Genomic DNA, 25,665 nt, shown 5'->3' with positions numbered 1-25,665 from the left:
GCCCCTTAGCCTTCCCCCGGCAGCAACCATGCACCGAGCCTACTGGCAGCGGCGCCCGGCGAAAATCAGCCTGCCGGCACCACCTGGTAGGCAAAAATGAGCGGGCCGTCGACGCTCGAGGCGCTGATCGTCAGCCGGCCCGCGGCGGGCACCGTGACCCGGGCAGTTTCGCGGCTGCCGTTGCACGCGGCCCCAGCCTCCATCAGGCGCTTGCCGTCGAGGGAGATTTCGAAGAATTCCTTGCCGCCGCCGTCGCAGCTCATCGTCAGCGTGTAGCTGCCCGCCGGGACATTGGCGTCTTTGGCAATCGGATCACGGTTCAGGATCTTGCCCGCGTCCGCCAGGACGATCCCGCTTGCCGACGGCAGCGCGGTGGCCTTCCAGGAGGCGACGTCGGTGGATTCGATCGATCCGGTCGGAGAACAGGCCGAGGCGCCGAGTGCGACGGCGACGCCGGCCGCGGCGGCGAGGACGCTCCGGGCGAGGCGGGGACGGGACGGCAAGGGGGGAGCGAACAGCATGCCTCCAACTTACCGGCTTGGGCGCGGCGGCCCGGCCCCCCGCTGGACCTGCGCCACAGACGGCGCCCCGGGGTTTGGCGCCGGCCTTGCCCCGAGGGGCGGCGCCCCGATCCCGGCGTCGTGCGGCTGCCGCTAGTCTCCCGTCAGCTCCAGCACCTTCCCCCGGTGCAGGGCCAGGTACACGCGGTCGCGCACCCGGTTCGCCTCCCCGTCGGTCAGGGTCCGGTCCAGCGGCTGCAGGACCAGCCGGACGAGGACGTTCACCTGATCCGGGCCCAGGCCGAGGCGTTCGACGGCGGCCGGCGCCAGCGCGGTGGCCGGCGTCACGGCCCGGACCTCCAGCGCCGCCAGGAGCACGGCATCCGCGCCGAGGGCGGTGCGGGCGAGGTCGCCCAGCAGCTCGACGTCGGCGTCGTCCGCCGAGCCGAGCACCAGGGACAGGTCGCGGCGGACCTCCGGCATGGCCGACACCGGCCGATACCGCGCCAGGTCCTGCAGCTGTGCCCGGACCTCCGGGTGCTCCGAGCGCAGCAGCCGGATGTCCCCGATGCCCTTGCGCGGCATCAGGGCCCGGTCCAAACCGAGGCCCAGGGCAAGCCCGGCCCAGCGCCGCGGGTCCAGCCCGGAACCCCGCAGGACCCGGGCCGCCACGAGCCCGCACTCGGCCAGTTCCAGCCATTCCCGGCTGCCGTCAGGCCGGGTGAGGCACACATCCAGTTGCTGCCCCAGCGCCGTGTAGCTGTGCTCCGCCGGCGTGGCCCGCCACTGCACGTCCGGATATTCAGCGGCCGGCAGCACGGCTTCCACCACGGCGGCCATCATCGCGTGGTGCTCGGCGGGGCCGAGCAGGCCGCGGGCCTTGAGCCGCCAGAGGTCCACCTGGTGCGGCGTGCCGACGTGGGTCCGGTCCACCGCGTCGCGCCGGTAGACCAGGCCCGGCAGTACGTGGAGCCGGTCGTAGCGGCCGAGCTCGCCGTGGAGCGCGTCCAGCACTGCAGGGACGCCGGCCGAGGTATGGCTGCGGAGCATTACGGTGGGGCTGACATGGCGGGAATAGCGCGAGTCCCGGGTGACGTCGTCGGCCGAGTAGCCCAGCCGGTCGTAGTTGTCGGCGGTGGCCACGAGGGGGCTGTACCGGTGCGTCGCCGCGGGAATGTCCCAGAGCCGTTCCAGACCGGTCACCACCTCGGCCAGCAACTGCTGGGCGGCGTGCGGTCCGCCGGCGGGATCGGACAGATCGCGCACGGCGAGGGCGGTTTTGAGCTCGGACAGGGAAAAAGATACTTCTTCATGGCGGGGTCCTTGAGGTCTTGAGGCGGGGAGGGAAGGTCACCCTCAGCCGCTGCGCCGGACGGACCCCGGCGGCCGCAGTTAGGCGCGGGTCAGGAAGCCCGTGCGGCCGGTGAGCGGCCGAGGGCTGATAAATCGCTGCCGCCTGTGCATACGTCCATGGTAAGCCCGCTGGATGCCGTGGACGCCGGGCAGCCTTGACCTTTGCCCCTTGACCTTGACGCAACGTCAAGATTTACGCTCGAGATAGCGGACCGGACAGCCCCGGGCGCGGAAAGGATGAGCTCATGGACTGGTCTGTGCAGCAGCTCGCGAAAATCGCCGGCACCACAAGCAGGACCCTGCGCCACTACGACGCCGTCGGCCTGCTCAAACCCAGCCGCACCGGGGAGAACGGCTACCGGTACTACGACCAGGGCGCACTGCTCCGGCTGCAGCGGATCCTGCTGTTGCGCGATCTGGGACTGGGCCTTCCGGCCGTCGCCGACGTCCTGGCGCACCAACCGCAGGCGGAGACCGCGCTCGCCGGGCACCTGGGCTGGCTGCGGCAGGAACAGGACAGGCTGGCCCGGCAGATCGCCTCGGTCCAGCGCACCATCGAAGCAGTAAAGGAAGGAAGGGACATCATGGCGGACGAAATGTTCGACGGCTTCGACCACACCAGGTACCGGGACGAGGTGGAACAACGCTGGGGCCAGGATGCGTACGCGCAGGGTGACTCATGGTGGCGCGGCATGAAGGCCGCCGAAAAGGACGCCTGGAAGCAGCGTTCCCGCCAGCTCGGCGGGGATTGGGCCGCCGCGGCGGAGGCGGGCGTCGCCCCGGACAGCCCCGAAGCGCAGGACCTGGCCCGGCGCCAGGTCGAATGGCTGACCGGCATCCCGGGCACCCCTGCGGCCGCCGGCGCCGCCGGGAACCTGTTGGGCTACCTGGTCGGGCTCGGCGAGATGTACGTGGCGGATCCACGCTTTGCCGCGAACTACGGCGGGGCGGTCGGGGCGGCTTTCGTGCGGGACGCCCTGCTGGCCTACGCGGCCAAGCGCCTTTGAGGGTGGTCCGCACCGGCGGCGCGCACCGGCGGTCCGCCCCGGCGGTCCGCGCCGGTGGCGCGCCTAAGCTTGTCCGGTGACCCCCTCAACGCTTTTCACCGCCGGCAACACCCCCGACGCTCCCCGCAGTGATCTCCCCGGGCTGGTCCGGGCGCTCGCCGAGGACCTGGCCGCCCTCGGCTACACGGTCGACGGCGTCGCGGGGCTGCTGGGGGACGCCGCCCACGCCGCCCTGGGCCGGGACCAGCTCGTCCCCGCCCTGATCGCCACCGAGGCCGCAGCCCGCAGCACACCGGCGACGGCGGCGCTCGCCGCCGTCGTCCGCCTTTGGCTGCTGGCTGAACCGCAGCCAGCCGGGACCCTCGACGCCGCCCTGCCCGGCATCCGCACCGAGGGGCTACTGCGGCTCGGACTCGTGGAACCGGCCACCGGGGGCCAGCTTCAGGCGAAAGCCGATCTGCGGCCCTACGGCTGGGACCCGACCGTGGAGGACGACGGCACGGCCAGCGGCGGCGCGGACCTCTGGGTGGCCAGCGACCTGGCGGCCCACCAGCGCCCGGGCGTGCTGCGCCACGACCACGTCCTGGGAATCGGCCAGGCATCCACCACCCTGGTGCAGGTCACCGCCCGGCGGCACGTGGCCCGCGCCCTGGACCTCGGCACCGGCTGCGGCATCCAGTCTTTCCACCTGCTGCACCACGCCGAACACGTCACGGCCACCGACATCTCCGAGCGGGCATTGGCCTTCGCACGCTTCAACCTGGTGCTCAACGCGGTGGCGCTGCACCTGGATCCGGCCGAGCTGGAGAGCCGGGTGAGCCTCCGGCTAGGCTCCCTGCTGGAACCGGTGGCCGGGGAGGAATTCGACCTGGTGGTCTCCAACCCGCCGTTCGTCATCACTCCGCGCGGCGCGGGGGACAGCGCCGCGGAGCAGTTCACCTACCGCGACGGCGGCCTGCCTGGCGATGACATCGTCGCCAACCTGGTCCGGGACCTTCCCTCGGTCCTTCGCCGCCGCGGAACAGCCCAGCTATTGGGCAACTGGGAGATCCCCGCGGGCACCGCATGGGCCGACCGGCCGCAAGGCTGGGCTGGCCCGGACCTCGACGTGTGGTTCATCCAGCGCGAGCAGGTCAGCCCGGAGCAGTACGCCGAGACGTGGCTTCAAGACGCCTCCGAGGCGCGCGACCGGCGGCACTACCAGGACTCCTACGCCGCATACCTGGCCGACTTCGCCGCCCGGAACGTGGAAGCCATCGGTTTCGGGATGATCTGGCTGCGGCGCCCGGCGCCCGGCGCCCGGCCCGTGATCTCCCGCTTTGAGGAGATCACCTACCCGATCGAACAGCCCGTCGGCCCGCACTTGGCCGCCGCCGTCGAACGCGCCGACTGGCTGGAAGGCAACGACCTGGAGCCCGCCCACCTGCTGGTCGCGGAGGACGTCACGGAGGAGCGGCACCAGCGCCCCGGCGCCGAACACCCCGGCGTCATCCTGCTGCGCCAGGGCGCCGGCTTGCGCCGCACCAACCTGCTGAGCACCGAGCTGGCGGGTTTTGTTTCGGCGTGCGACGGCGAGCTCTCTGTCGGGCAGATCATCGGGGCCCTTGACGCCCTGCTGGGCGGATTCGAGGGCTACGACGGCGGGGCGTTCCGTGAGAGGCTCCTGCACGAGGTCGGCAATCTGGTGCGGGACGGCTTCCTGCTCCCTGCCTGAGCCTGACGACGTCGGAGGCTCCGGATCCGCAGCGAAGTAGAGTGATCTCAACATGGTGTCAAGCATTTATTTCATAGTTTGGCGTGCCTCGTTAGACTGAGTGGGTGAATGCAGATAACCCCAAGGCGGAGCCAGTCGCCGCTCCTGCCGCCGCTGCGGCCGCAAAGCGCAGACCGCGTCCGGAAAAGAAGGTCGAGATCACCGACCCAAAGGCCATTAGGGCGCTGGCGCACGCCGCCCGCCTCGAGGTCATTTCCGAACTGTATTCAACCCAGGTCAGCCGCACGGCCACCGAGTTGGCAGCCCAGACCGGCCTCACCCCGAGTGCCATGAGCTACCATCTGCGCGCGCTGCAGAAGTGGGGCATGGTGGTGCCGGCAGCCACCGCTGGCGACGCCCGGGAACGCCGCTGGAAAGCCGCAGGCACCGACTTCACAATCCATTCGGGCGGCGGAGGGGCGAGCCCGGAGTTTGCCGTGCTCGATCTTGAACTGGATGCCTACCGGCGCCGGGTTAGGGCTTACGCCAAGACCCGGGACGAGCAGCGCCAGCGTTGCGAATCCGAAGACAAGCCATCCTCGGTGGTGTTGGCCAGCAACCTGCTCTACCTCACCCCGGCCCAGCGTGCGGAACTGAACCGGAGGCTCTTCGATCTCCTGAAGGACTACGAGCTTGAGGATCCGGATCATATTCCGGCCGGCACCCAGCGGATGGCGACGATGTGGTCGATGATTCCGGACGACCGGGGCAACGCCGCGCCGGCCTCCTGAGCACCGGCGGAGCCTGCATGGCGGCCGGGGCCGGACGCTTCAAGACCTCCGAAAGAGGTTCCGGGAAGCCTGTCTTTTCCACCCGAATGCGCGGGAATCTGCAAAATATGGTGAACTAGGCGGGTATGGGCGCATCTGCCCGAGCCACCTTTTTCTGTAGGAGCACCGTGCCAAGCAAGGCCCCCACCGGCAAGAAACTCGTGATCGTGGAGTCTCCGGCCAAGAGCAAGACCATCGCCAAGTACCTGGGCGAAGGTTTCATCGTTGAGGCCTCCATCGGTCACATCCGCGACCTGCCGCAGCCCTCGGAGCTCCCTGCAGATTTGAAGAAAACCTCGGTGGGCAAGTTCGCCGTCGACATTGACAACGACTTCAAGCCCTACTACGTGGTGTCGCCGGACAAGAGAAAAAAGGTGACCGAGCTCAAGGCTGCGCTCAAAGACGCCGACGCCCTCTATCTCGCAACCGATGGGGACCGCGAGGGCGAGGCCATCGCGTGGCACCTGCTGGAAGTCCTCAAGCCCAAGGTGCCGGTGTACCGGATGACCTTCGGTGAAATCACCAAGGAGGCCATCCACCGCGCCATGGACAACCTGCGCGATGTGGACCAGGACCTGGTGGACGCGCAGGAAACCCGCCGCGTACTGGACCGCCTCTACGGCTACGAGATCTCCCCGGTGCTGTGGCGCAAGGTGGCCCGCGGCCTCTCTGCGGGTCGTGTGCAGTCCGTCGTGACCCGCATGGTGGTGGACCGCGAACGCGAACGGATGGCGTTCAAGTCCGCGGCCTACTGGGACCTGACAGGCCAGTTCGGCGCGGATTCCGGGACTGCTGCTTCGTTCAAGGCGAAGCTGGCTTCCGTCGACGGTTCCAAGGTCGCCAGCGGCCGGGACTTCAACGACGCCGGCGAACTCACCTCGCGAAGCGTCGTGCACCTGAACCAGGAACTCGCCACGGCCTTGGCCGACGGCCTGCAGGACGCGGACTTCCGCGTCCGCTCGGTTGACACGAAGCCCTACACCCGCCGGCCCGCGGCGCCGTTCACCACCTCCACGCTGCAGCAGGAAGCCGGCCGCAAGCTGCGCTTCACCTCCAAGAGCACCATGCAGGTGGCACAGCGCCTCTACGAAAACGGTTACATCACCTATATGCGTACGGACTCGTCCGCCCTGAGCAACGAGGCCGTCACCGCCGCGCGGCGCCAGGCCTCGGAGCTGTACGGCCCCGAGTACGTCCCGCAGTCGCCCCGCGTCTACACCGGCAAAGCGGCCAACGCGCAGGAGGCCCACGAGGCCATCCGCCCCGCCGGTGACTCCTTCCGCACCCCGGCGCAGGTTGCGAAGCAGCTCTCCGGCGACGAATTCCGACTGTACGAGCTGATCTGGAAGCGTACCGTCGCCTCCCAGATGGCCGACGCCAAGGGTTCCACCGCGACGATCCGGCTCGGCGCCGTCACCGTGGGCGGCGCTGCCGCCGGCCGGGACACCGAATTCTCAGCTTCCGGCACCGTCATCACGTTTCCGGGGTTCCTTGCCGCCTACGAAGAGGGCAAAGACGAGAGCCGCGACGACGAGTCCGAGGAAGCGCGCCGGCTGCCGAACGTGGCTAAGGACGATGCCCTGACCGCCACGGAGATCGTCGCCGTCGGGCACGAAACCTCGCCGCCGCCGCGCTACACCGAAGCCTCCCTGACCGCAGAGCTGGAAAAGCGGGGCATCGGCCGCCCGTCGACCTATGCGTCCACGATTTCCACCATCCAGGACCGCGGGTACGTCCGGAAGCAGGGGTCCGCGCTGGTGCCGAGCTGGATCGCATTCTCTGTGATCCGGCTCCTCGAGCAGCATTTCCATGACTACGTGGACTACGAGTTCACGGCTGACATGGAAGCGGACCTGGACAAGATTGCCAATGGCCAGGCGGCCGGACCGGCCTGGCTCAAGCACTTCTACTTCGGCGAGGACTCCGAGCCCGGGCTGCTGAGCATCGTGAACAACCTCGGCGAGATCGATGCCCGCGAGATCAACTCCATCCCCGTCACGGACGGGATCACCCTGCGGGTCGGCAAGTTCGGCCCGTACCTGGAAAGCTCGGTCCCCACCGTGGACCCGAAGACCGGCGAAGTGGTCGAGTCCGCCCGCGCCAACGTCCCCGAGGACCTGGCCCCGGATGAGCTGACTGCGGCCAAGGCAATCGAGCTGATGGAGACCGCCGCCCCCGAGGAGCGCGTGCTCGGCGCGGACCCCCACACCGGACACACGGTGGTGGCCAAGAACGGCCGCTACGGCGCCTACGTCACCGAAATCATCCCGGAGATGACCGAGGAACAGCTATCCAACCAGCCCGTGGAGTACTACAAGAACGGCAAGCCGAAGCCGCCGAAGAAGCCTGTCAAGGCCAAACCGCGCACCGGATCGCTGTTCGCCTCGATGAGCGTTGACAGCGTCAGCCTAGACGAGGCGCTGCAGCTCATGAGCCTGCCGCGGGTGCTCGGCCAAGACACCGAGGGCAACCCGATCACGGTCCAGAACGGCCGCTTCGGCCCCTACCTGAAGAAGGGCACCGACTCCCGCTCGATCGGATCGGAAGAGGAAATTTTCACCATCACGCTGGAACAGGCGTTGGAGATCTACTCGCAGCCCAAGCAGCGCGGCGCCCGCTCCGCAGTCGCGCCGCTGGCCGAGTTCGGCCAGGACCCGGTCTCTGAGAAGAACATCGTCGTGAAGGAAGGCCGCTTCGGCCCCTACATCACCGACGGCGTCACCAACATCACCGTGCCGCGCAGCACCGCGATCGAGGAGCTGACCCGGGAACGCGCCGTCGAACTCCTCGCCGAAAAGCGCGCCAAGGGCCCGGTCAAGCGCACGACGACGGCTCGCAAGGCTCCCGCCCGCAAGACTGCCGCGAAGAAGTAGGCTGCCCCGGGACCCGGCAGCCGGGGCATGCTGGCTGCCATGGAACACCCCGATGCGTACCCGAAGGACCCTCTCGCGGAGGTCTGGGTGGACGAAGGCAGGCGCAAGGCCGCCGTTCGGTCCAGAGGCCGGTTCGGTCCGGGGCCCCGGTGCCGCCAGCAAGGGAGGGTGGGCATCACCCCCTGGCTGGGCTGCTGCCGGAGACGGCCACCATGTGGCGGACCGAGGAACTGTTGGAGCGTGGTCCCTCCGCCCGTCAGATCGTCCGGCTAACAGCCGGCGGTGCCCTCATCAGGGTAGGCCGCGGGTGCTACGTCCGCAGCGCCTTCTGGGCAGCCCTGGATGCGGATGGCGCCTCGCGCTGCCGGATCGAGGCGTACGCCCACCGGACCCTGACGAGCTCCACCGGCGCGTACGTGTTCAGTCACATCACTGCCGCGAGGTTGCACGGCCTCTATCTGTGGGAGGCGGACGACACCATCCACCTCTCGGTGCCCTATCTTCCCTCGGCCGGCAGCCATGCGAACGATCTAAAGGCGCACACCCGTCCGCTGGCGGCCGCCGACATCGTGCGGTGGGGCGGCCACCGGGTCACCTCACTGACGCGCACGGCCGCCGACAGCTGCCGGGTGCTGATCTATTCGCAGTCGCTGATTGTGATGGACCACGCCCTCCGCCTCGGCGCTAACCGGGCGGTCCTGGACCGGCAGTGCGCCGTCGGACCCCGTGGCGGCTGCGGCTGCCTGCCCCGGTGCTGCAGTTCGAGGTCCGGACACGGTTGGGGAACTGCCGGCTGGACGGTGCGTGGCCGGAGCGCCGGGTGGCCCTTGAATTTGACGGCCGGCGCAAATACTTCGACTGTTCGCCGACCGCCGACGCCGTCTTTGCGGAGCGGCGCCACGAGAAGGCCCTGATGGAACTGGGTTGGAAGTTCGTCCGGATCGAGTGGCGGGACCTGTTCCGCGAGCGGGAACTAAAAGCCAGGCTGCTCGAGGCCTTGGGGCGCTGACGTGCCGGCCCGCTCGCGGGTTCGGACCGGGCTCGGTGGGTGCGAACGCCGACGGCGTCCGGAACCCGCGAGCCGCCCCGGCAGAGCAACGGCGAATTGCGGAGGGGCCGCGGACGTGATCGAGTAGGCACATGACTGAACAGCCAGCACCCATGGATCTCCAGCCGCTCAACGACCTCGAAGAGAAGCTTGCCAAGGGGGAGCAGCCGGACGCCAATCCGGTGGACGTCATTCTGTCCTTCCTCAACAACGAGGTCTACATCGTCAGCTCGGACACAGTCGACGGCCCCGATTCCCAGGTCGAACCGCTGGTCCTCGCGAACTCCGCGGGCAAGCCGGTTCTGGCCGTCTTCTCGCACCCCAGCCGCGTCACCGAGCAATACCTCGCCGCGGCGCCCCACGTGCTCGGGACCCAGGGCGCGGCGATTCTCGGCAACCTCGGTGATGAGCTCGGCATGGTCATCAACCCCGGCGCGGCCTTCGGCTTTGAGATCGATCCTGAGGGCGTGGCGAACATCCGCCGCGACTTCAAGCCCACCGACGAGGAGCCGGACGCGGCGCATCACGACAGCCGGGCCTAGGCCCCGGACGAAACCCCGCCGTGCTTGCAGTCGCGAAGCCCGTTAGGGCAGAGCCCGTCCAGGGAGAATAATGGCAGCATGCGGCTAGGCGTCCTCGATATCGGGTCCAACACTGTCCACCTCCTCCTGGTGGACGCCCACCCCGGCGCGCGCCCGGTTGCCTTTGCCTCGCACAAGCGCCCGCTGTCCCTGGTGCAGTTCCTCGACGGGGACGGCAACATCAACGACGCCGGCCAGCATGAGCTGATCGAGTTCGTCCTGGAGGCGTGGGAGTTCGCTGCGAAGCACAAGGCCGAAGACCTGCTGGCGTTCTGTACCTCCGCGGTCCGCGATGCCACCAACGGGCCGGCCGTGTTGGCCCGCGTCAAGGAGGAGACCACCGTGACGCTGCGGGAACTCTCCGGCAGCGACGAGGCATCCATGACCTTCTTCGCCGTCCGCCGCTGGTACGGGTGGGGCGCCGGCCCCATCCTGGACCTCGACATCGGCGGCGGCTCCTTCGAAATGGCGTTCGGCCAGGATGAACTGCCTGAGTTGGCGGTTTCCGTACCGCTGGGGGCCAGCAGGCTGACCCGCGACTGGCTGCATGATGATCCGCCGTCGGCCAAGAGCGTGAAGGAGCTCCGCCGCTATATCCGCGCCACGCTCAAACCCGCGGTCCGCAGCTTCCAGAAGCTGGGCCGCGCGAACCTTGTGGCCGGCACATCCAAAACGTTCCGTTCGCTGGCGCGGATCGCCGGGGCTGCGCCAAGCACCGCCGGGCCCTACGTCAAGCGGGAATTGTTCGCCGCGGACCTGGGCCTCTGGGCGCAGCGGATTTCCGCGATGGAGGTCAACGACCGGCTCCATCTCCCCGGAGTCTCGGACGCCCGGGCCCCGCAGCTGCTGGCCGGAGCCCTCGTGGCCGAGGCCGCCCTCGAGCTCTTCGAATTCCCCAGCCTGCAAATCTGCCCGTGGGCGTTGCGCGAGGGACTCATCCTGCGCCGACTGGACCAGCTTGTCTCCGAGGGGCCGCTGGACCCCGCGCCCCACGTCACCCAGACCCGCGTCCCCGCCGAGCCGCAGTCACCCGACGCGGCGGTGCCGGTCCGGTGAAGGGATTCCCCCGGCGCCCCGAAGGCCGGTAGCCAATGTGTCGATCCGGACGCCCGCCGTTCGTCTAGAAGGTGAGAGGCCGACAAAGAGCCGGCCGCTTTTTTGAGGAGGACAGCACTATGGCACAGTACTTGCTTAGCGTCTACCAGCCCGTCGGACCGGCCCCGGCCCCGGACGTCCTGGAGCCCATCATGCAGGACCTTGACGTGTTGGACCGCGACATGAAGGCCGCCGGCGTCTGGGTGTTCGCCGCGGGCCTCGACCCCACGTCCTCCGCCACAGTCGTGCGGCAGCAGGGTACGGAGGTGCTCATCACGGACGGCCCATTCGCCGAAGCAAAGGAGCACCTCGGCGGATTCACCGTCATTGACGCGCCGGACCTCGACGCCGCCCTCGGGTGGGCCGGAAGGTTGGCCCGCGCCACGACCCTGTCCATCGAAGTGCGGCCCATCCAGCACTAGGGGCCACCGGTGATGGCCCTCGAATCCGCGTCCGCCATGCTGCCGGAGCCTGTCGGGGCGCCGAGGGCGGAGGAGGACATCGCGTCCGTCTTCCGGCAGGAGTGCGCCGGTGCCTGCGCCGGAACCAACCCGGACCGTACCAGCTCCAGGCGGCGATCAATGCGGTCCACTCTGATGCGCACGGCGCCGCCTCGACCGACGTGGGCTGCAAAACTACCACCCGTTCCACGCCGTCCGGGCCGATTTCCTGCGGCGGCCGGACCGATCTGGGGCATCAGCCGCCGCCTTCAGCGCGGGAGCTGGCTGGAGTCCCGGCGGGAAGCGGAGAGGCCGGATTGAAGAAGCGGACCATGCCGGATCACACTGCGCAGGATTAAAAGAGAATGGCACCGGCGGTCCGCCGCGGGAAAATGGGGGAAACCCGCTGCAAACCACCGGTGCCGGCAGTCATCCGCATGACTGCCATATCATCACTCGCACCCTCAATGAGGTAGTAATTACGTTAATCGCCAAGTTTGGGAGAAAGCTGCGCTGAAGATGTGAGCTGGCTGTGAATCGGGGCGGACTGCAATGATGGGGGCATGAGCAACCGAATCGCATTCCTGGGCTGTGGGTCAATGAACGAGGCAATCATGGGCGGCCTGATTGCGGGCGGGGCGGACCCCGCGGATATCGTCGCCACGGTCCGGCGGGCCGAACGGGCCGCCGAACTGGCCGAACGGCACCACGGGATCACGGCCATCGCAGGTGAGGAAGAACCGGAGAACAACGTGCAGGCCGCCATCGGGGCCGCCGTCGTGATCCTCGGCGTCAAGCCTGTGGGCATCGCGGGGCTGGCCCGCGAGATCAGTGGATCACTCGCACCGGACACCATTGTGGTCAGCGTCGCCGCCGCGGTCTCGCTGGAGCAACTGGAAGCCGCGCTCCCGGCGGGGCAGCCGGTGATCCGCTCGATGCCGAACACGCCGGCGAAACTAGGCCGCGGCGTCGTGTCGGTTTCCGCCGGGAAGCACTGCTCGGCGGAACAGCTGCAGCGGGCGAAGGGCATCTTCGCCGCCGTCGGCACCGTCGTCGAGGTCCCCGAGGAGCAGGTGGACGCGTTGTCCGCGATCAGCGGCTCGGGGCCGGCCTACGTCTTTTACCTGGCCGAAGCAATGGCGGCAGCCGGCGTCGAACTGGGCCTCGACGCCGAGCTCGCGTTGCTGCTGGCGCGCGAAACGGTCGCCGGTGCGGGGCTGATGCTCGGCGAACCGGGTGCGGACCTCACCGTGTTGCGCAAGGCTGTGACAAGCCCGAACGGCACCACGGAGCGGGCCATCGCCACGTTTGACGAGCGAGGCCTGCCCGCGATCATTACCGACGGCGCGCGGGCAGCAGCCGAGCGGGCCGCGGAGATCACCAAACAGCTGGGCTAGGCGAAAGGCAGGCGCCCCCATGACGCAGACCGGACGGGGTGGCAGGATAGGAGCCATGGAACTGCACATCACCGGGGATCCCGCGGCGGACAAACTACTCAGCGACGACGCGTTCGCCCTGCTCACCGGCATGCTGCTGGACCAGCAGGTGACCATGGAATCGGCCTTCGCCGGTCCCGAAAAGATCCGGACCCGCATCGGGTCCATGGACCCCGCCGCGATCGCCGGGTACGATCCGCAGGGGTTCGTTGAGATGTTCAAAGAGCGCCCGGCCGTCCACCGTTTCCCCGGATCCATGGCAGGCCGCGTCCAAGGCCTTGCTGAGACGGTGCACGGCGACTGGAACGGCGATGCTACTGCTATCTGGACGCAGGGTGACCCGGACGGGCAGGAGGTGCTGCGCCGGCTCAAGGCACTGCCGGGATTCGGCGAGCAAAAGGCGAAGATCTTCCTGGCGCTGCTGGGAAAGCAGTGCGGGCTCCGGGCTGAAGGCTGGCGCGAGGCCGCAGGGCACTACGGCCAGGAGGACGCCTTCCTCTCCGTCGCTGACATTGTCGATCCGGAGTCGCTAAGCAAGGTGCGGGCCAGTAAGCAGGCGGCCAAGGCCGCCGCGAAGGCGGCGAAGACCCCCGGAACCTAATCCGGCGGCCGTTGAGTCAGCGTCGCCGGAAGGACGCTCCCGACGGCGGAGGAAATCTGGTGCGTGGAGGTCGGGACCGGACGTCTCCACCCGGGAGGCTCCTAGCCTTGGGGGCGCGGTGCTACGGGCGGGCGGCGAACCGTTCCAGCAGTTCCACGTGCCCGGAGACAATGAGCATGTCCCGTGAGGAAACCTTGGTCTCCGGCCGCGCGTAGGTAAAGTCCTCGCCCGGCGACTTCACGCCCACGATCGTGACGCCGTACTTCGAACGCACCTTGGATTCGTCCAGGGTGAAACCCACGGTTTCCCGCGGCGGGTACATTTTCACGATCGCGAAGTCGTCGTCGAACTCGATGAAATCCAGCATCCGGCCGGAGACGAGGTGCGCGGCGCGGACCCCGGCGTCGGCCTCCGGATAAATGACGTGGTTGGCGCCGATCCGGGTCAGAATCTTGCCGTGCGAGGGCGTGATCGCCTTGACCCAGAGGTGTTCGATGCCAAGGTCCACGAGGTTAACGGTGATCAGCACCGAGGACTCGATCGAGGTGCCCACCCCGACGACGGCGGAGCTGAACTCCTGGGCGCCGAGCTGGCGCAGGGCGTCGATGTTGGTCGCGTCCGCTTCCACCACGTGGGTCAGGGTGCCGGCCCACTTCTGCACGAGGCTCCGGTCCCGTTCGATGGCCAGCACCTCGCGGCCCTGTTTGACCAGCTGTTCGGCGGTGGATGCGCCGAAGCGGCCCAGCCCGACCACCAGCACGGGCGCGTTGTGGGCGGGGCGGTTAACGGCGCTTGGGGAACTAGCCAATGATGGGTCTCTCTTCCGGGTAGTGGTACAACTGGCTGCGCTGGCGCAGCGCCAGCCCAGCGGCGAGGGTGACGGTGCCGATGCGGCCGGCGAACATCAGGGCGGTGAGGACGTAGACGCCGGCGGGCGGCAGTTCGGCGCTGAGGTTGGTGCTCAGGCCCACGGTGCCGAACGCGGAGATCGTTTCAAAGAGCACCCGGTCCAGCGAGGCGCCGCTGATCTGCAGGAGCAGCAGAGCCGAGACGGCCACCAGGGTGGCGCCGGCAACGATTACCGAGATGGCCACCCGCATGGCGCCCTCCGGGATGGTGCGGCCGTAGATTTTGACGTCCGCGTCGCCGCGGGCCTCGGCCACGATGGCCAGGAACATCACCGCGATGGTGGTGACCTTGATGCCGCCGGCGGTCGACGCGGAGCCGCCGCCGGCGAACATGAGCGCGTCGCTCAGCAGCATGGTGGTGGAATCCATGTGGTTTTGGTCCACCAGGTTGAAGCCGCCCGAGCGGGTCATCACGGAGGCGAAAATCGAGTGCGTGATCTTGTCGCCCACGTCCATGCCCCCGATGGTGCGCACGTTCTCCCACTCCATCAGCCCCCAGAGCACGGCGCCGGCGGCGAGCAGGATCAGCGAGACCTGGATGGTCAGCTTGGTGTGCAGGTTCCACTTCTTCCAGTTCAGGCCGTTCTGCTGCAAAACCATCACGACCGGGAAACCGAGGCTGCCCAGGAAAACGCCCACCATGAGAGGAACGAGGATCCACAGGTCGGTCTCGTACGGGACGATGCCGTCCGAGTGGGGTGTGAATCCGGCATTGTTGAAGGCTGAGATCGCGTAGAACACGCCGTGCCAGACGGCCTGGCCGAAGCCTTCACCCAAGGCCAGGAACCGCGGTATCAGGACCGCGGCCAGGACGGCTTCAATCACCACCGAGGTCACGATGACAATCCGTAGCAGGGCGCCCACCTCGCCGAGGCGACCGGCGTTATTCATGGCCTCCTGAGCGATCAGCTTGCCTCGGACGCCGAGTTTCTTGCTGACCATCAGGGCCAGCAGGGACGCCAGGGTCAGGGTGCCGAGGCCGCCGACGAAGATGCCGGTCAGGATGACCAGTTGCCCGAAGAAGGACCAGTGCACGGCGGTGGACACCACGGTGAGCCCGGTCACGCAGACGGCAGACACGGCGGTGAACAGGGCCTGGTGCAGCGGTGTCGCTTCCCCGGCAGCGGAGGACGCCGGCAGCGTCAGCAGCGCGGTGAAGATCAGGATGACGACGGCGAAGACCGTCACCGCCAGCCGGGCCGGCGAAGTGTTGGCGATGTTGTCGACGAAGTCGCGTAGCCGGGTGAAGATCCACAGGCCCTCGCGCTCCGGCTGGCCGGGGTGCCAGCTGGTCGGATTCGCAGACCTCGACTGGCTTTGCGTCATGGGTAGATTGTCCTCGGTTGAAACGGCTTCCTTCAGTAGTAAACCACTATATTCCGCGCATGGACGGGGGAGCGGGGCGGTGCGCTCCGGTAGCCTGTGATTGATGACATTCCTGCCCGGGCTCGCTCCGACCGCTCTGCCGACGACGGTGGTGTGGGATTCGGCCATGACGGCATACAACTTCGGCCACAATCACCCGATGGCGCCGGAGCGGATGGAACTCACCGCGCGGCTGGCCCGCAGCCTGGGCCTGCTGGACCTGGAGAACATCACGGTGGCCGCGCCCCTGGTCGCCACCGATCAGGAGCTGGCAACGGTGCACAGCCCGGACTACGTCGCCGCCGTGCGCCGCGTGAGCGCCGATCCCGACACCCCTGAGCTGGAACGCGGCCTCGGCACCGAAGACGACCCGGCGTTCGCCGGCATGCACGAGGCCAGCGCGCGGCTGGCCGGCGGCTCCCTGCTCGCGGCCGCCGCGGTCCTGGACGGGCGCGCCGTCCGCGCCGTGAACTTTGGCGGCGGCATGCACCACGCCTCGCGCGACCGGGCCAGTGGTTTCTGCATCTACAACGACGCCGCCCTGGCCATCCAGCGTCTGCTCGACGGCGGCGTGCAGCGGGTGGTGTACGTGGATGTCGACGCGCACCACGGCGACGGTACGCAGAGTATCTTCTGGGACGACCCGCGGGTGCTGACCATTTCGCTGCACGAGACCGGGCTGACCCTGTTCCCGGGAACGGGCTTCGCCAACGAAATCGGCGGCCCGAATGCGCAGGGCAGCGCGGTCAACGTGGCGCTGCCGGCCGGGACCGGGGATGCCGGCTGGCTGCGGGCTTTCCACGCCGTCGTACCCCAACTCGTTGGCGCGTTTGAGCCGGAAGTCATGGTCAGCCAGCACGGCTGCGACTCGCACCGCCTGGACCCGCTGACGCACCTGAACATTAGCGTGGACGGCCAGCGCGAGGCCGCCGCCGCGATCGACAACCTGGCGGCCCGCTATTGCCAGAGCCGGTGGATTGCCACCGGTGGCGGGGGCTACAACGTGATCACCGTGGTCCCGCGCTCGTGGAGCCACCTGATCGCTATTGCGGCTGGCCGTCCGGTCCCGCTGCGGACCTCCGTCCCGGAGGACTGGCGGCAGTATGTGCGGGACAAGTACGGGGCCAAGTACGGTGTGGAGCCGCCCACGGTAATGGGTGACGACGTCGACCTCTGGTGGCGTTCGTGGGAGGTCGGCTTCGACCCCAACGACGAGGTGGACCGCACGGTCATGGCCACCCGGAAGGAAGTTTTCCCGCTTTACGGACTGGATCCCTGGTTCGACTGAGACTCCCGTCGGGGGTTGCCCGGACGGGCCGGGCGGCTTCCCGGCAGACCCCCGGAACTGGTGGATGCCATCGGGCGTATATGTCGCTAGTGTGGAGGGCATGGTGACAGACGACGTATTTGCCGTCATTGCTGAGGCAACCCGGCGTGACATTCTGGGCGCCCTGCGTCAGGGGGACAAAGCGGTGGGGGAACTGGTGCAGGAGCTCGAAGCGAGCCAGCCCACCATTTCCAAGCACCTCAAGGTTCTGCGCGAAGCAGACCTGGTGACCATGCGCGCCCAGGGCCAGAAACGCTTCTATGCCCTGAACCCCAAACCGCTGGCCGGTGTCGCCAGTTGGCTCGAGACTTTCGACGTCGGCCGCCCCGCCGTAGCGGAACCGACGCCCCCGCCCGCTGCTGCCACACCGTCCGCCCCCGCTACCCTCGCCGCAGCGGCTTCGGCTTCGACTTCGGCTCCCGACCCCGCGGTCCCGGAACGGGGCGCCAGCGGTGCACTGAGCCCCGCCGTCGCCATCCCGGTAGCTACCGCGGGGGAAGATACCCGGCCCCAGCAAATCGGCCGGACGGTGGGCCGGGCCGCCACAAGGGCCGCGGACCTGCTGGCCAACCTGCCGAAATTCGGCCGCAGGAAGTAGCCCCCGCCGTTCCCCTTCCTGCCGCCGTCGTCGTCACACACGCCAGTTAGCGGCGCCCGAATGGAAATCCAGCCCCGGCCCGTTGCAGGATGGAAAGGCTTTATTGTTGCGCCCAACCCCGGGCGCTGAGGGTTAGGGAGCTACATGGACGCGCGGCTAGAGGCTATCCGGGACACGGTATTGTCGCGGAATCCGGGTGAAACCGAATTCCACCAGGCGGTCACCGAGGTCTTCGAGAGCCTCGGGCCGGTGCACGACCGGCACCCCGAATTCCTCGAAGCGGCCATCCTGGAACGGCTCTGCGAGCCGGAGCGGCAGATCATTTTCCGCGTGCCGTGGGTGGATGACGCCAGTCGCGTCCAGATCAACCGCGGCTTCCGGGTGGAGTTCAACTCGGCCCTCGGCCCGTATAAGGGCGGCCTGCGGTTCCACCCCTCCGTCTACCTGGGCATCGTCAAGTTCCTGGGCTTCGAGCAGATCTTCAAGAACGCCCTGACCGGCATGCCGATCGGCGGCGGAAAGGGCGGCTCCGACTTCGACCCCCGCGGCCGTTCCGACGCCGAGGTGATGCGCTTCTGCCAGTCGTTCATGACCGAGCTGTACCGCCACATCGGGGAATACACCGACGTCCCGGCTGGCGATATCGGGGTGGGCGGACGCGAAATCGGCTACCTCTTCGGCCAGTACAAGCGCATCACGAACCGCTATGAATCCGGTGTCCTCACCGGCAAGGGGATCTCTTGGGGCGGTTCCCTGGTGCGGCCTGAAGCGACCGGCTACGGCACCGTGATCTTCGCCGAGGAGATGCTCAAGACCCGCGGCCAGTCCTTTGACGGCCAGCGCGTCGTCGTCTCCGGGTCCGGCAACGTCGCCATCAACGCGATTGCCAAGGCCCAGGCCCTCGGCGCCAGCGTGGTGGCGTGCTCCGATTCGTCCGGGTACATCGTGGATGAGGCCGGGATCGACGTCGACCTCCTGCGCCAAATCAAGGAAGTCGAACGCGGACGCCTCAAGGACTATGAGGCCCGCCGTTCCGCCGTCTCCTACGTCGAGGGCGGCTCAGTCTGGGATGTCGACGCCACCGTGGCCTTGCCCTGCGCCACACAGAACGAACTCGACGGCGACGCCGCGGCCCGGCTGGTGCGCAACGGGCTGGTGGCCGTGGCGGAGGGGGCCAACATGCCCTCCACCCGCGACGCCGTCGCCGTCTTCCAGGAGGCGGGCGTGCTGTTCGGCCCGGGCAAGGCCGCCAACGCCGGCGGCGTGGCCACCTCTGCCCTGGAAATGCAACAGAACGCGAGCCGCGACTCCTGGTCCTTCGAACACACTGAACGCCGGCTCACGGAAATCATGGTCGGTATCCATGACCGCTGTGCAGCCACCGCCGAACAATACGGTGACCCCGGCAACTATGTGCTGGGCGCAAACATCGGCGGCTTCGTCAAGGTGGCCGACGCGATGCTGGCCCAGGGCCTCATCTAGACGCGATTGCGTTGGCGTCCGGCGCCGAGATGACAGTTAACGGCAGTGTTCTTCGACGGCACTGCCGTTAACTGTCATCTGGCCGGCTTATTTAGCCAGCAACCGCACGTGGTCCGGGGTGAGGTCCGAGATCCGGCTGACGCCCAGCAGGGCCATGGTGCGGCGCATGTCCGTCGCGAGGATCTCGATGGCCCGGTCCACCCCGGCCCGGCCGCCGGCCATCAGACCGTAAAGGTAGGCGCGGCCGATCAGGGTGAAGTCCGCCCCCAGGGCCAGTGCCGCGATGATGTCCGCGCCGCTCATGATGCCGGTGTCCAGGATGACGGCCGCGTCGCTGCGGTCCGCTTTGAGCGCCGCGGTCACGTCCGGGAGCAGATGGAACGGGATGGGCGCGCGGTCAAGTTGGCGGCCGCCGTGGTTGGAGAGCACGACGCCGTCCGCGCCGTGGTCCACCACCTTGCGGGCATCCTCGACGGTCTGGATGCCCTTGACCACCAGCTTGCCTTTCCAGGTTTCGCGCAGCCAGTCGAGGTCCTCAAACGTGAGAGTGGGATCGAACATGGAGTTAATCAAGTCCGCCACGGTGCCCGTGTACCGCGAGAGCGAGGCGAAGGTCAGCGGTTCGTGCGTGAGGAAATTGAACCACCATGCCGGCCGGTAGGAAGCATCCAGCACGGTCTTCAGTGTCAGAGCCGGCGGGATGGTCATGCCGTTGCGGACATCGCGGAGCCGGGCGCCGGCGACGGCGGTGTCCACCGTGACCATGAGCGTGTCATTGCCCGCCCTGGCCGCGCGTTCGATCAGCTCCAGCGAGCGGTCCCGGTCCGTCCAGAGGTAGAGCTGGAACCAGTTCCGGCCGTCCGGCGCGGCGGCGGCCACGTCCTCGATCGACGCCGTGCCCATCGTGGAGAGCGTGTAGGGAATGCCGGCGGCCGCGGCGGCCCGGGAGCCGGCGTACTCGCCCTCGGACTGCATCATGCGGGTGAACCCGGTGGGCGCGATCCCGAACGGCAGCCGGGCGGCCTTGCCGAGGATCTCAGTGCCAAGGTCCACGCTGGAGACGTCGCGCAGGATGCCGGGCCGGAACTCGATGTCCAGAAATGCCTCCCGCGCCCGGCGCAGGGTGATCTCCGCTTCGGCGGCCCCATCCGTGTAGTCGAAGGGTGCCTGCGGCGTGCGCCGTTTGGCCATGGCGCGCAGGTCCCAGATCGTGCTGGCGCGGCGCAGTTTCGCGGCGCGGCTGAATTCCGGCTTCTTGAACTGCATCAGCGGGGCCAGGTCGGCGTACTTCGGCACGCGGCGCCTCAAAGCGGCGGGAACCGCTCCTCGGACGTCCGCCGTCGCGGCCGCCCCGTCAGCCGCCCGGTCAGCCGCCCCGCCGGACGACGCCGCAGCGGACGCGGTGCGTGGTGCGGCGCCGTCCGGCGTGGTGGGTGCCTCGGGGTTGCCGGGGTCGATGGTCTGCGTCATTGCTGCCTCCGGGGCTTGTCGTGTCCAACACTGTGGTTGGACCAGACTCTAGGGGATGTGGTCCAACCACAACAAGTAGGATGTGGCCATGCGTACGCACCGGCTCGTCCTGCAGTGGATTGAAGACCAACTCTCCGGCGGGCAACTGCTGGTGGGCGGCCGGCTCCCCGCGGAACGAACATTGGCCGAGCAGTTAGGCGTCTCCCGTACCTCGGTGCGCGAGGCCATCCGGGTCCTCGAAGCGATGGGGGCGGTCCGGGCTGGGGTGGGATCGGGACCCGAGGCCGGCACGGTGGTGATCTCGGACCCGACGGCGGCCCTCGGCTCGGCCCTGCGGCTCCACGTGGCCACCTCGCATTTGCCGGTGGCGGACATTGTACAAACCCGGGTGCTGCTTGAATCGTGGGCCGCGGCCAGGGCCCGGCCCGGGTCACCCGCCCTCGCGGAGGCTGCCGGCCTGCTGGAACGAATGGAGGACTGCACGGAGACGGAGGAGTTCCTGGCCCTCGACGTCCGCTTTCATCTGGCGCTCGCCGACGCCGCGGGCAACGCGGTGGTCAGTGCCATGATGGGCTCACTTCGCGAAGCAATCCAGGACTACGCCGGACGACTTACCGGAAACCTGCCGGACTGGGACGCCACTGCGGCGCGGCTGCGGCAGGAACACCGGAACATCCTGACGGCCATCACCCGGGACGATGGCGCTGTGGCTGCCGTACTGGTGGCGGAACATATCGAGGGCTACTACGCGGAGGCAGGTCTGGGCGGCCGCGCCTGACGCCCGGCCGCCGCCGTCGGAATGTTACGCCCCGCTTTGCCCGCCGGCCGGGAGCGGGGCTATGGTCGGTGGCATGACTAACCGTTGGTATGCGTATTTTTCGTTGGCTCTGGAGGGGCCTGCGTCTAACTGACACGCATCCAGCTTTCCTTCAGAGCCAACAGGGCAGAGATCATTCTCTGCCCTTCGCCATTTTCTCCGGCGGGTTCTGACCAGGGCCCGCTCCGCACCCGGAACAGGACCCGAATAATGAGCATCGAAGCAGCCCGTGAAAACCAGCCTTCCACCTCTAATCTGCGGATCAGCGAATTCACCGCGCTGCCCACCCCGCAGGAATTGATTTCGGAGCTTCCGCTGGACGGCCGGGACTCCGCCGTCGTCGGCCGGGGCCGCGACGAGGTCCGCGCCATCCTGGACGGCGTTGATGACCGGCTGCTCGTGATTGTCGGACCGTGCTCCATCCACGATCCCAGAGCAGGGCTCGAATACGCCCGCCGCTTGGTCAGCCAGGCCGAGAAACACCGTGAAGACCTGCTGATCGTGATGCGCACGTACTTCGAGAAGCCGCGCACCACGGTGGGCTGGAAGGGCCTGATCAATGATCCGCGGCTTGACGGTAGCCATGACATTGCGGCCGGCCTGCGCGCCGCCCGGCAGTTCCTGCGCCAGGTCACGGCGCTGGGGCTGCCCACCGCCACAGAGTTCCTCGAACCGATCAGCCCGCAGTACATGGCGGACCTTGTGGCCTGGGGTGCCATCGGCGCGCGCACCACGGAAAGCCAGATCCACCGCCAGCTCGCCTCCGGCCTCTCCATGCCGATTGGCTTCAAGAACGGGACCGACGGCGGCCTGCAGGTGGCGCTCGACTCGTGCAGCGCCGCGGCCGCCGCCCAGGCGTTCCTGGGGATCGACGGCGACGGACGGGCCGCACTGGTCAGCACCGCCGGCAATCCGGACACACATATCATCCTGCGCGGCGGCAGCCAGGGGCCCAATTTCTCCGCCGCCGACGTCGAGGCAGCCTCCGCCCGGCTCGCCGGGCAGCAGCTGAACCCGCGGCTGATCGTGGACGCGAGCCATGCCAACAGCGGCAAGAACCATCACCGGCAGGCCGAAGTCGCCTTGGAGGTCGGCGCCCAGCTCGAGAACGGCGGAACCTCGGCAGGTGCCATTGCCGGAATCATGCTGGAGAGCTTCCTGGTGGGCGGTGCGCAGGCCCTGGATGTCGCCCAACACGCGGCGGGAACCGACCAGCTGCTGTACGGCCAGAGCGTCACGGATGCCTGCATGGATTGGGAAGTCACCGCCTCCGTGCTTGGCCAGCTGGCCGCGTCGGCGCGCACCAGGCGCACCCGGGGCTGAAACCGGGCGTAAGGAAGCCGGCCGGTGCGGGATTCCTGCGGAAATCCTCCTTGATTCCTGCGCAAGGCTTTCCCATTGGCACCACGAACCTCTAGAGTATCTAGCACATGGTTGTTTGATGGCTCAGCATCGGCACACCGCCATGTCGTTCAGACGGGGCAGCCGTTCGCTTGAGCAAAAGGAATAAGGGAAATGTCTTCGGAGGCAAACTTCTCCAACGCGCGCTTTCTCACCGTGGCCGAGGTCGCGGACGTCATGCGGGTGTCAAAGATGACCGTGTATCGCTTGGTGCACTCCGGCGAGATGCCGGCAGTGCGCTTCGGCCGCTCGTATCGGGTTCCGGAAACCGCCGTCGAACAGTACCTTAAGGGTGCCGTTGTCGACGGACGAACCGAGACGGGCTGAGACTTCTGCCGTCGCACGCGGCCAAAGCAGACCTCCTCGCGAGGCCTGAGGTCGTGGTGTGCCCCCGACAAGCGGTACTCTGTTAAGGAACGTTTTACGTCATTGTAAGAACCTGTCAGTTGTGCAGTCTGCTGCTTAGCCCGCGGACCCTATCCAACGGGCAGGTAATGCATCTAGCCGGTAAGGAACTTTCGTGGGTTCAGTTATTAAGAAGCGTCGCAAGCGTATGGCCAAGAAGAAGCACCGCAAGCTGCTTCGCAAGACGCGCCACCAGCGTCGCAATAAGAAGTAGAGATACTTCACACAAACGAAGTGCCCGTTGCCCTCCCGGCGGCGGGCATTTTCTTTTGCTTCCGGGCCCGCGTCTCGGTAGCGCGACTCCCGCTCCGGGCGGCTCTACGCGGAGGGGCCGCGGAAGCGGGAGAAGCCCCGCCAGAGGCCGTAGACCGCCCCGCCCACGGTCGCGAACTTGAGGCCCAGGGTCGCCGCCCGGCGTCCGGAACGGAAGTCGTAGACCGGCCAATTGTGTTCGCGTGCGTGGCGGCGCAGCCGGCCGTCGGGATTGATGGCCACCGGGTGCCCGACCATGCTGAGCAGGGGGATGTCGTTGTGCGAGTCGCTGTAAGCCCAGCAACGGTCCAGATCCAGGCCCTCCGCCTCGGCTACGCCGCGGACCGCCACGGCCTTCGCCGGACCGTGCAGGATCTCGCCCACGAGCCGTCCGGTGTAGGACCCGTCGCGGATCTCACCCACCGTGCCGAGGGCGCCGGTGAGGCCCAGCCGGCTGGAAATGACGGTTGCCACCTCGATCGGGGTCGCCGTGACGAGCCAGACCCGGCGGCCCATGCGCAGGTGCTGTTCGGCCAGCGCCTTGGTGCCCGGCCAGATCCGCGACTCGATCATCTCGTCGTAGACCTCCTCGCCGAGGGCTTCGATGTCCTTCACTGTGAGACCTGAGCCCAGGCTCAGGGCGCTGTCGCGGACGGCGTGGACGTCGTCGATGTTTTCGCCACGGAGCACGAACATCAACTGCTTCCAGGCGAAGCCGGCAGCCTGCGGGATTGTGAAGGCTCCGCGCTGGTGCATTTTGCGGGCGACGTGGAAGAGACTGGCACCCCGCATGAGGGTGTTGTCGACGTCGAAGAAGGCCGCCTCGCTGTGCTGCGGTGTCACAGCCGGCCGCGTGGCCACAGCGACGATCTTCTCCTCGGGCATGCCTCGAGTCTAGTCAATACCGGCGGCCCGTACGCGCAGTTGACCCGCCGCCATGCCCCCTTACCGCGTCGAAATAGCGTTGGTATACCGTTCGAATCCGTCGGGGCCGCGGAGGGGACGCCGGCGGGAGCGCGGACCGCGTCGACGCCAGGACGAGGGCAGGGCTACCGTGGGACCATGGCCAAACCCGCACCCCAGCCCGCGCCCCATCCTTGTGTAGTTTTGATCACCAAAGCCAATTGCCACCTGTGCGCTGACGCGCGCGACGCCGTCGGGCGCGTCACCGCAGCGCTGGGACTCGGGTGGTCCGAGCGGTCCATCGACGACGACGCCGGCCTGCGCGAGCGCTATGCCGAGGAAATCCCAGTGCTGCTGGTGGATGGTGTCCAGCGGGATTTCTGGCGCATCGACGAGGCGCGGCTGGCCCGTACACTGCGCCGTGCCCTGGGCCAGACGGCCTGAATACTCCCTGACCTTGGGGCCGGTGCGGCCGCGGTCTGCTTTGTGACACTTACCACCGTGGCTCTAAAGTGGAGAAACAACGCGACGCAATGGAGCAGATAGTGACTTCGCTGGATTCATCACCCGATGCCCTGCCCGGGGGAGCCGGTACTGCGGCCAAGCAGATCCCGCCGGCGGCCGTGGCACGGCTGACGCTGTATTTGCGCGCCATGACGGCAATGCTGGCCGAAGGAGTGGACCGCGTTTCCTCCGAGTCGCTTGCCGAGGCCTGCGGTGTCAGTTCCTCCACGCTCCGCAAGGACCTCTCCTACGTGGGCTCCTATGGGACCCGCGGCGTGGGCTATGAAGTGCAGTACCTGAACCGGCACATCGCCGCGGCGCTGGGCCTGACCCACGACTGGAAGGTCGCGATTGTCGGCGCGGGCAACCTCGGCAAGGCGCTCGCCCGTTACGGCGGATTCGAATCGCGCGGCTTTGACATCGTGGCGATCTTCGACGCCGACCAGATGGTGGTGGGCAGCGAGGTCGGCTGGCTGCGGGTGAGCGACGCCGCGGACCTCGAATCCGTGCTGCACCGCACGGGTACCAACATGGTGGTTCTGGCGCTCCCCGCCGCAGTGGCGCAGGGCGTGTGCGACCGCGTGGTGGCCGCGGGCGTGCGCAGCATTCTCAGCTTTGCCCCGGTCATGCTCCAGGTGCCCCCCGGAGTCAATCTCCGCAAGGTGGACATGGCCACCGAGCTGCAGATCCTCGCTTATCACGCGCAAAGGGCGCAGGATCCGGAGGACGCCGACTAGCTTCAGTCGGCTGTTCCGGATCCTGCGCCCTTAACCCCC

Annotated in this window: 26 protein-coding genes; 19 read left to right on the top strand and 7 right to left on the bottom strand. The window is 68.0% G+C overall.

Annotated elements, in window-relative coordinates; translation table 11 throughout:
- Positions 1–65: 65 nt before the first annotated feature.
- Positions 66–521, bottom strand: coding sequence for a DUF6023 family protein (locus ABIB14_RS06360; protein WP_354234984.1), 456 nt, complete (start codon positions 519–521; stop codon positions 66–68).
- A 132-nt stretch (positions 522–653) separates the two neighbouring features.
- Positions 654–1,766, bottom strand: a complete 1,113-nt coding sequence (gene srmL / locus ABIB14_RS06355; RefSeq protein WP_354234982.1) for a PheS-related mystery ligase SrmL — start codon at positions 1,764–1,766, stop codon at positions 654–656.
- Between the two features lie 332 nt (positions 1,767–2,098).
- On the opposite strand from srmL, the gene ABIB14_RS06350 reads away from it, so the two are divergent.
- The 8 genes from ABIB14_RS06350 to ABIB14_RS06315 all read left to right on the top strand — a co-directional run bounded on the left by ABIB14_RS06350 (position 2,099) and on the right by ABIB14_RS06315 (position 11,402).
- Positions 2,099–2,860, top strand: coding sequence for a MerR family transcriptional regulator (locus ABIB14_RS06350; RefSeq protein WP_354234980.1), 762 nt, complete (start codon positions 2,099–2,101; stop codon positions 2,858–2,860).
- Positions 2,861–2,936: 76 nt separating this feature from the next.
- Positions 2,937–4,574, top strand: a complete 1,638-nt coding sequence (locus ABIB14_RS06345; RefSeq protein WP_354234978.1) for a DUF7059 domain-containing protein — start codon at positions 2,937–2,939, stop codon at positions 4,572–4,574.
- 104 nt (positions 4,575–4,678) lie between these two features.
- Entirely contained in the window at positions 4,679–5,344 is a 666-nt protein-coding gene (locus ABIB14_RS06340) for an ArsR/SmtB family transcription factor (protein ID WP_354234976.1), read from the top strand.
- A gap of 167 nt (positions 5,345–5,511) precedes the next feature.
- Positions 5,512–8,256 (top strand): type I DNA topoisomerase, encoded by a 2,745-nt coding sequence (gene topA / locus ABIB14_RS06335; RefSeq protein ID WP_354234974.1) that lies wholly within the window; start codon positions 5,512–5,514, stop codon positions 8,254–8,256.
- A 709-nt stretch (positions 8,257–8,965) separates the two neighbouring features.
- Positions 8,966–9,265: a putative endonuclease domain-containing protein gene (locus ABIB14_RS06330; RefSeq protein ID WP_354234972.1), complete on the top strand. Its 300-nt coding sequence runs from the start codon at positions 8,966–8,968 to the stop codon at positions 9,263–9,265.
- Between the two features lie 131 nt (positions 9,266–9,396).
- Positions 9,397–9,846, top strand: coding sequence for an SseB family protein (locus ABIB14_RS06325; protein ID WP_354234971.1), 450 nt, complete (start codon positions 9,397–9,399; stop codon positions 9,844–9,846).
- Positions 9,847–9,924: 78 nt separating this feature from the next.
- Positions 9,925–10,941 carry a Ppx/GppA phosphatase family protein gene (locus ABIB14_RS06320; RefSeq protein ID WP_354234969.1) on the top strand — a complete coding sequence of 339 codons (1,017 nt, stop codon included), beginning with the start codon at positions 9,925–9,927 and terminating at the stop codon, positions 10,939–10,941.
- Positions 10,942–11,060: 119 nt separating this feature from the next.
- Positions 11,061–11,402: a YciI family protein gene (locus ABIB14_RS06315; RefSeq protein WP_354234968.1), complete on the top strand. Its 342-nt coding sequence runs from the start codon at positions 11,061–11,063 to the stop codon at positions 11,400–11,402.
- On the opposite strand, the gene ABIB14_RS06310 is transcribed toward ABIB14_RS06315, so the two are convergent.
- The gene (locus tag ABIB14_RS06310; RefSeq protein ID WP_354234967.1) at positions 11,399–11,584 is read right to left on the bottom strand and encodes a hypothetical protein; all 186 of its coding nucleotides are present in this window, start codon (positions 11,582–11,584) and stop codon (positions 11,399–11,401) included. The two genes, ABIB14_RS06315 and ABIB14_RS06310, sit on opposite strands and share 4 nt — an antisense overlap.
- Before the next feature lie 399 nt (positions 11,585–11,983).
- On the opposite strand from ABIB14_RS06310, the gene proC reads away from it, so the two are divergent.
- A complete protein-coding gene (gene proC / locus ABIB14_RS06305; protein WP_354234966.1) occupies positions 11,984–12,817 on the top strand; it encodes a pyrroline-5-carboxylate reductase in 834 nt (277 codons plus the stop codon).
- 55 nt (positions 12,818–12,872) lie between these two features.
- The gene (locus ABIB14_RS06300; RefSeq protein ID WP_354234965.1) at positions 12,873–13,457 is read left to right on the top strand and encodes an HhH-GPD-type base excision DNA repair protein; all 585 of its coding nucleotides are present in this window, start codon (positions 12,873–12,875) and stop codon (positions 13,455–13,457) included.
- 121 nt (positions 13,458–13,578) lie between these two features.
- Here ABIB14_RS06300 and ABIB14_RS06295 read toward each other — a convergent pair whose 3' ends face one another.
- Both ABIB14_RS06295 and ABIB14_RS06290 read right to left on the bottom strand, forming a co-directional pair.
- Positions 13,579–14,217, bottom strand: a complete 639-nt coding sequence (locus tag ABIB14_RS06295) for a potassium channel family protein (RefSeq protein WP_354235125.1) — start codon at positions 14,215–14,217, stop codon at positions 13,579–13,581.
- Between the two features lie 40 nt (positions 14,218–14,257).
- Positions 14,258–15,691, bottom strand: coding sequence for a TrkH family potassium uptake protein (locus tag ABIB14_RS06290; RefSeq protein WP_354234963.1), 1,434 nt, complete (start codon positions 15,689–15,691; stop codon positions 14,258–14,260).
- A 103-nt stretch (positions 15,692–15,794) separates the two neighbouring features.
- On the opposite strand from ABIB14_RS06290, the gene ABIB14_RS06285 reads away from it, so the two are divergent.
- From ABIB14_RS06285 to gdhA, 3 genes are all read left to right on the top strand, one after another.
- Positions 15,795–17,018, top strand: coding sequence for an acetoin utilization protein AcuC (locus tag ABIB14_RS06285; RefSeq protein WP_354234961.1), 1,224 nt, complete (start codon positions 15,795–15,797; stop codon positions 17,016–17,018).
- 100 nt (positions 17,019–17,118) lie between these two features.
- Positions 17,119–17,655 carry an ArsR/SmtB family transcription factor gene (locus ABIB14_RS06280; RefSeq protein ID WP_354234959.1) on the top strand — a complete coding sequence of 179 codons (537 nt, stop codon included), beginning with the start codon at positions 17,119–17,121 and terminating at the stop codon, positions 17,653–17,655.
- Positions 17,656–17,799: 144 nt separating this feature from the next.
- Positions 17,800–19,137, top strand: a complete 1,338-nt coding sequence (gene gdhA / locus ABIB14_RS06275; RefSeq protein ID WP_354234957.1) for an NADP-specific glutamate dehydrogenase — start codon at positions 17,800–17,802, stop codon at positions 19,135–19,137.
- Between the two features lie 87 nt (positions 19,138–19,224).
- On the opposite strand, the gene ABIB14_RS06270 is transcribed toward gdhA, so the two are convergent.
- Entirely contained in the window at positions 19,225–20,607 is a 1,383-nt protein-coding gene (locus tag ABIB14_RS06270; RefSeq protein WP_354234955.1) for an alpha-hydroxy acid oxidase, read from the bottom strand.
- 88 nt (positions 20,608–20,695) lie between these two features.
- On the opposite strand from ABIB14_RS06270, the gene ABIB14_RS06265 reads away from it, so the two are divergent.
- The 4 genes from ABIB14_RS06265 (at position 20,696) to ABIB14_RS06250 (ending at position 23,444) form a co-directional block, all read left to right on the top strand.
- On the top strand, positions 20,696–21,385 hold the full coding sequence (locus ABIB14_RS06265; RefSeq protein ID WP_354234953.1) for a FadR/GntR family transcriptional regulator: 690 nt from the start codon (positions 20,696–20,698) through the stop codon (positions 21,383–21,385).
- Positions 21,386–21,634: 249 nt separating this feature from the next.
- Entirely contained in the window at positions 21,635–22,747 is a 1,113-nt protein-coding gene (locus ABIB14_RS06260) for a 3-deoxy-7-phosphoheptulonate synthase (RefSeq protein ID WP_354234951.1), read from the top strand.
- Positions 22,748–22,939: 192 nt separating this feature from the next.
- On the top strand, positions 22,940–23,152 hold the full coding sequence (locus ABIB14_RS06255; protein ID WP_354234950.1) for a helix-turn-helix domain-containing protein: 213 nt from the start codon (positions 22,940–22,942) through the stop codon (positions 23,150–23,152).
- Between the two features lie 193 nt (positions 23,153–23,345).
- Positions 23,346–23,444 carry a 30S ribosomal protein bS22 gene (locus ABIB14_RS06250; protein WP_003792170.1) on the top strand — a complete coding sequence of 33 codons (99 nt, stop codon included), beginning with the start codon at positions 23,346–23,348 and terminating at the stop codon, positions 23,442–23,444.
- A 104-nt stretch (positions 23,445–23,548) separates the two neighbouring features.
- On the opposite strand, the gene ABIB14_RS06245 is transcribed toward ABIB14_RS06250, so the two are convergent.
- Entirely contained in the window at positions 23,549–24,367 is an 819-nt protein-coding gene (locus ABIB14_RS06245; RefSeq protein WP_354234948.1) for an HAD family hydrolase, read from the bottom strand.
- A 177-nt stretch (positions 24,368–24,544) separates the two neighbouring features.
- On the opposite strand from ABIB14_RS06245, the gene ABIB14_RS06240 reads away from it, so the two are divergent.
- The gene (locus ABIB14_RS06240; protein WP_354234947.1) at positions 24,545–24,829 is read left to right on the top strand and encodes a glutaredoxin family protein; all 285 of its coding nucleotides are present in this window, start codon (positions 24,545–24,547) and stop codon (positions 24,827–24,829) included.
- Positions 24,830–24,930: 101 nt separating this feature from the next.
- Positions 24,931–25,626, top strand: a complete 696-nt coding sequence (locus tag ABIB14_RS06235; protein WP_354234945.1) for a redox-sensing transcriptional repressor Rex — start codon at positions 24,931–24,933, stop codon at positions 25,624–25,626.
- Positions 25,627–25,665 lie beyond the last annotated feature (39 nt).

Origin of the sequence: Arthrobacter sp. UYEF3 (genome assembly GCF_040546245.1) — a bacterium.
GTDB lineage: Bacteria > Actinomycetota > Actinomycetes > Actinomycetales > Micrococcaceae > Arthrobacter.
This window is presented reverse-complemented; position numbering and strand designations above follow the sequence as displayed.

Coding starts and splice junctions, on each gene's coding strand:
- ABIB14_RS06360 (WP_354234984.1), bottom strand. CDS start 521: ATGCTGTTCGCTCCCCCCTTGCCGTCCCGTCCCCGCCTCGCCCGGAGC.
- ABIB14_RS06350 (WP_354234980.1), top strand. CDS start 2,099: ATGGACTGGTCTGTGCAGCAGCTCGCGAAAATCGCCGGCACCACAAGC.
- ABIB14_RS06325 (WP_354234971.1), top strand. CDS start 9,397: ATGACTGAACAGCCAGCACCCATGGATCTCCAGCCGCTCAACGACCTC.
- ABIB14_RS06320 (WP_354234969.1), top strand. CDS start 9,925: ATGCGGCTAGGCGTCCTCGATATCGGGTCCAACACTGTCCACCTCCTC.
- ABIB14_RS06315 (WP_354234968.1), top strand. CDS start 11,061: ATGGCACAGTACTTGCTTAGCGTCTACCAGCCCGTCGGACCGGCCCCG.
- proC (WP_354234966.1), top strand. CDS start 11,984: ATGAGCAACCGAATCGCATTCCTGGGCTGTGGGTCAATGAACGAGGCA.
- ABIB14_RS06300 (WP_354234965.1), top strand. CDS start 12,873: ATGGAACTGCACATCACCGGGGATCCCGCGGCGGACAAACTACTCAGC.
- ABIB14_RS06290 (WP_354234963.1), bottom strand. CDS start 15,691: ATGACGCAAAGCCAGTCGAGGTCTGCGAATCCGACCAGCTGGCACCCC.
- ABIB14_RS06285 (WP_354234961.1), top strand. CDS start 15,795: ATGACATTCCTGCCCGGGCTCGCTCCGACCGCTCTGCCGACGACGGTG.
- ABIB14_RS06280 (WP_354234959.1), top strand. CDS start 17,119: ATGGTGACAGACGACGTATTTGCCGTCATTGCTGAGGCAACCCGGCGT.
- gdhA (WP_354234957.1), top strand. CDS start 17,800: ATGGACGCGCGGCTAGAGGCTATCCGGGACACGGTATTGTCGCGGAAT.
- ABIB14_RS06270 (WP_354234955.1), bottom strand. CDS start 20,607: ATGACGCAGACCATCGACCCCGGCAACCCCGAGGCACCCACCACGCCG.
- ABIB14_RS06265 (WP_354234953.1), top strand. CDS start 20,696: ATGCGTACGCACCGGCTCGTCCTGCAGTGGATTGAAGACCAACTCTCC.
- ABIB14_RS06260 (WP_354234951.1), top strand. CDS start 21,635: ATGAGCATCGAAGCAGCCCGTGAAAACCAGCCTTCCACCTCTAATCTG.
- ABIB14_RS06255 (WP_354234950.1), top strand. CDS start 22,940: ATGTCTTCGGAGGCAAACTTCTCCAACGCGCGCTTTCTCACCGTGGCC.
- ABIB14_RS06245 (WP_354234948.1), bottom strand. CDS start 24,367: ATGCCCGAGGAGAAGATCGTCGCTGTGGCCACGCGGCCGGCTGTGACA.
- ABIB14_RS06240 (WP_354234947.1), top strand. CDS start 24,545: ATGGCCAAACCCGCACCCCAGCCCGCGCCCCATCCTTGTGTAGTTTTG.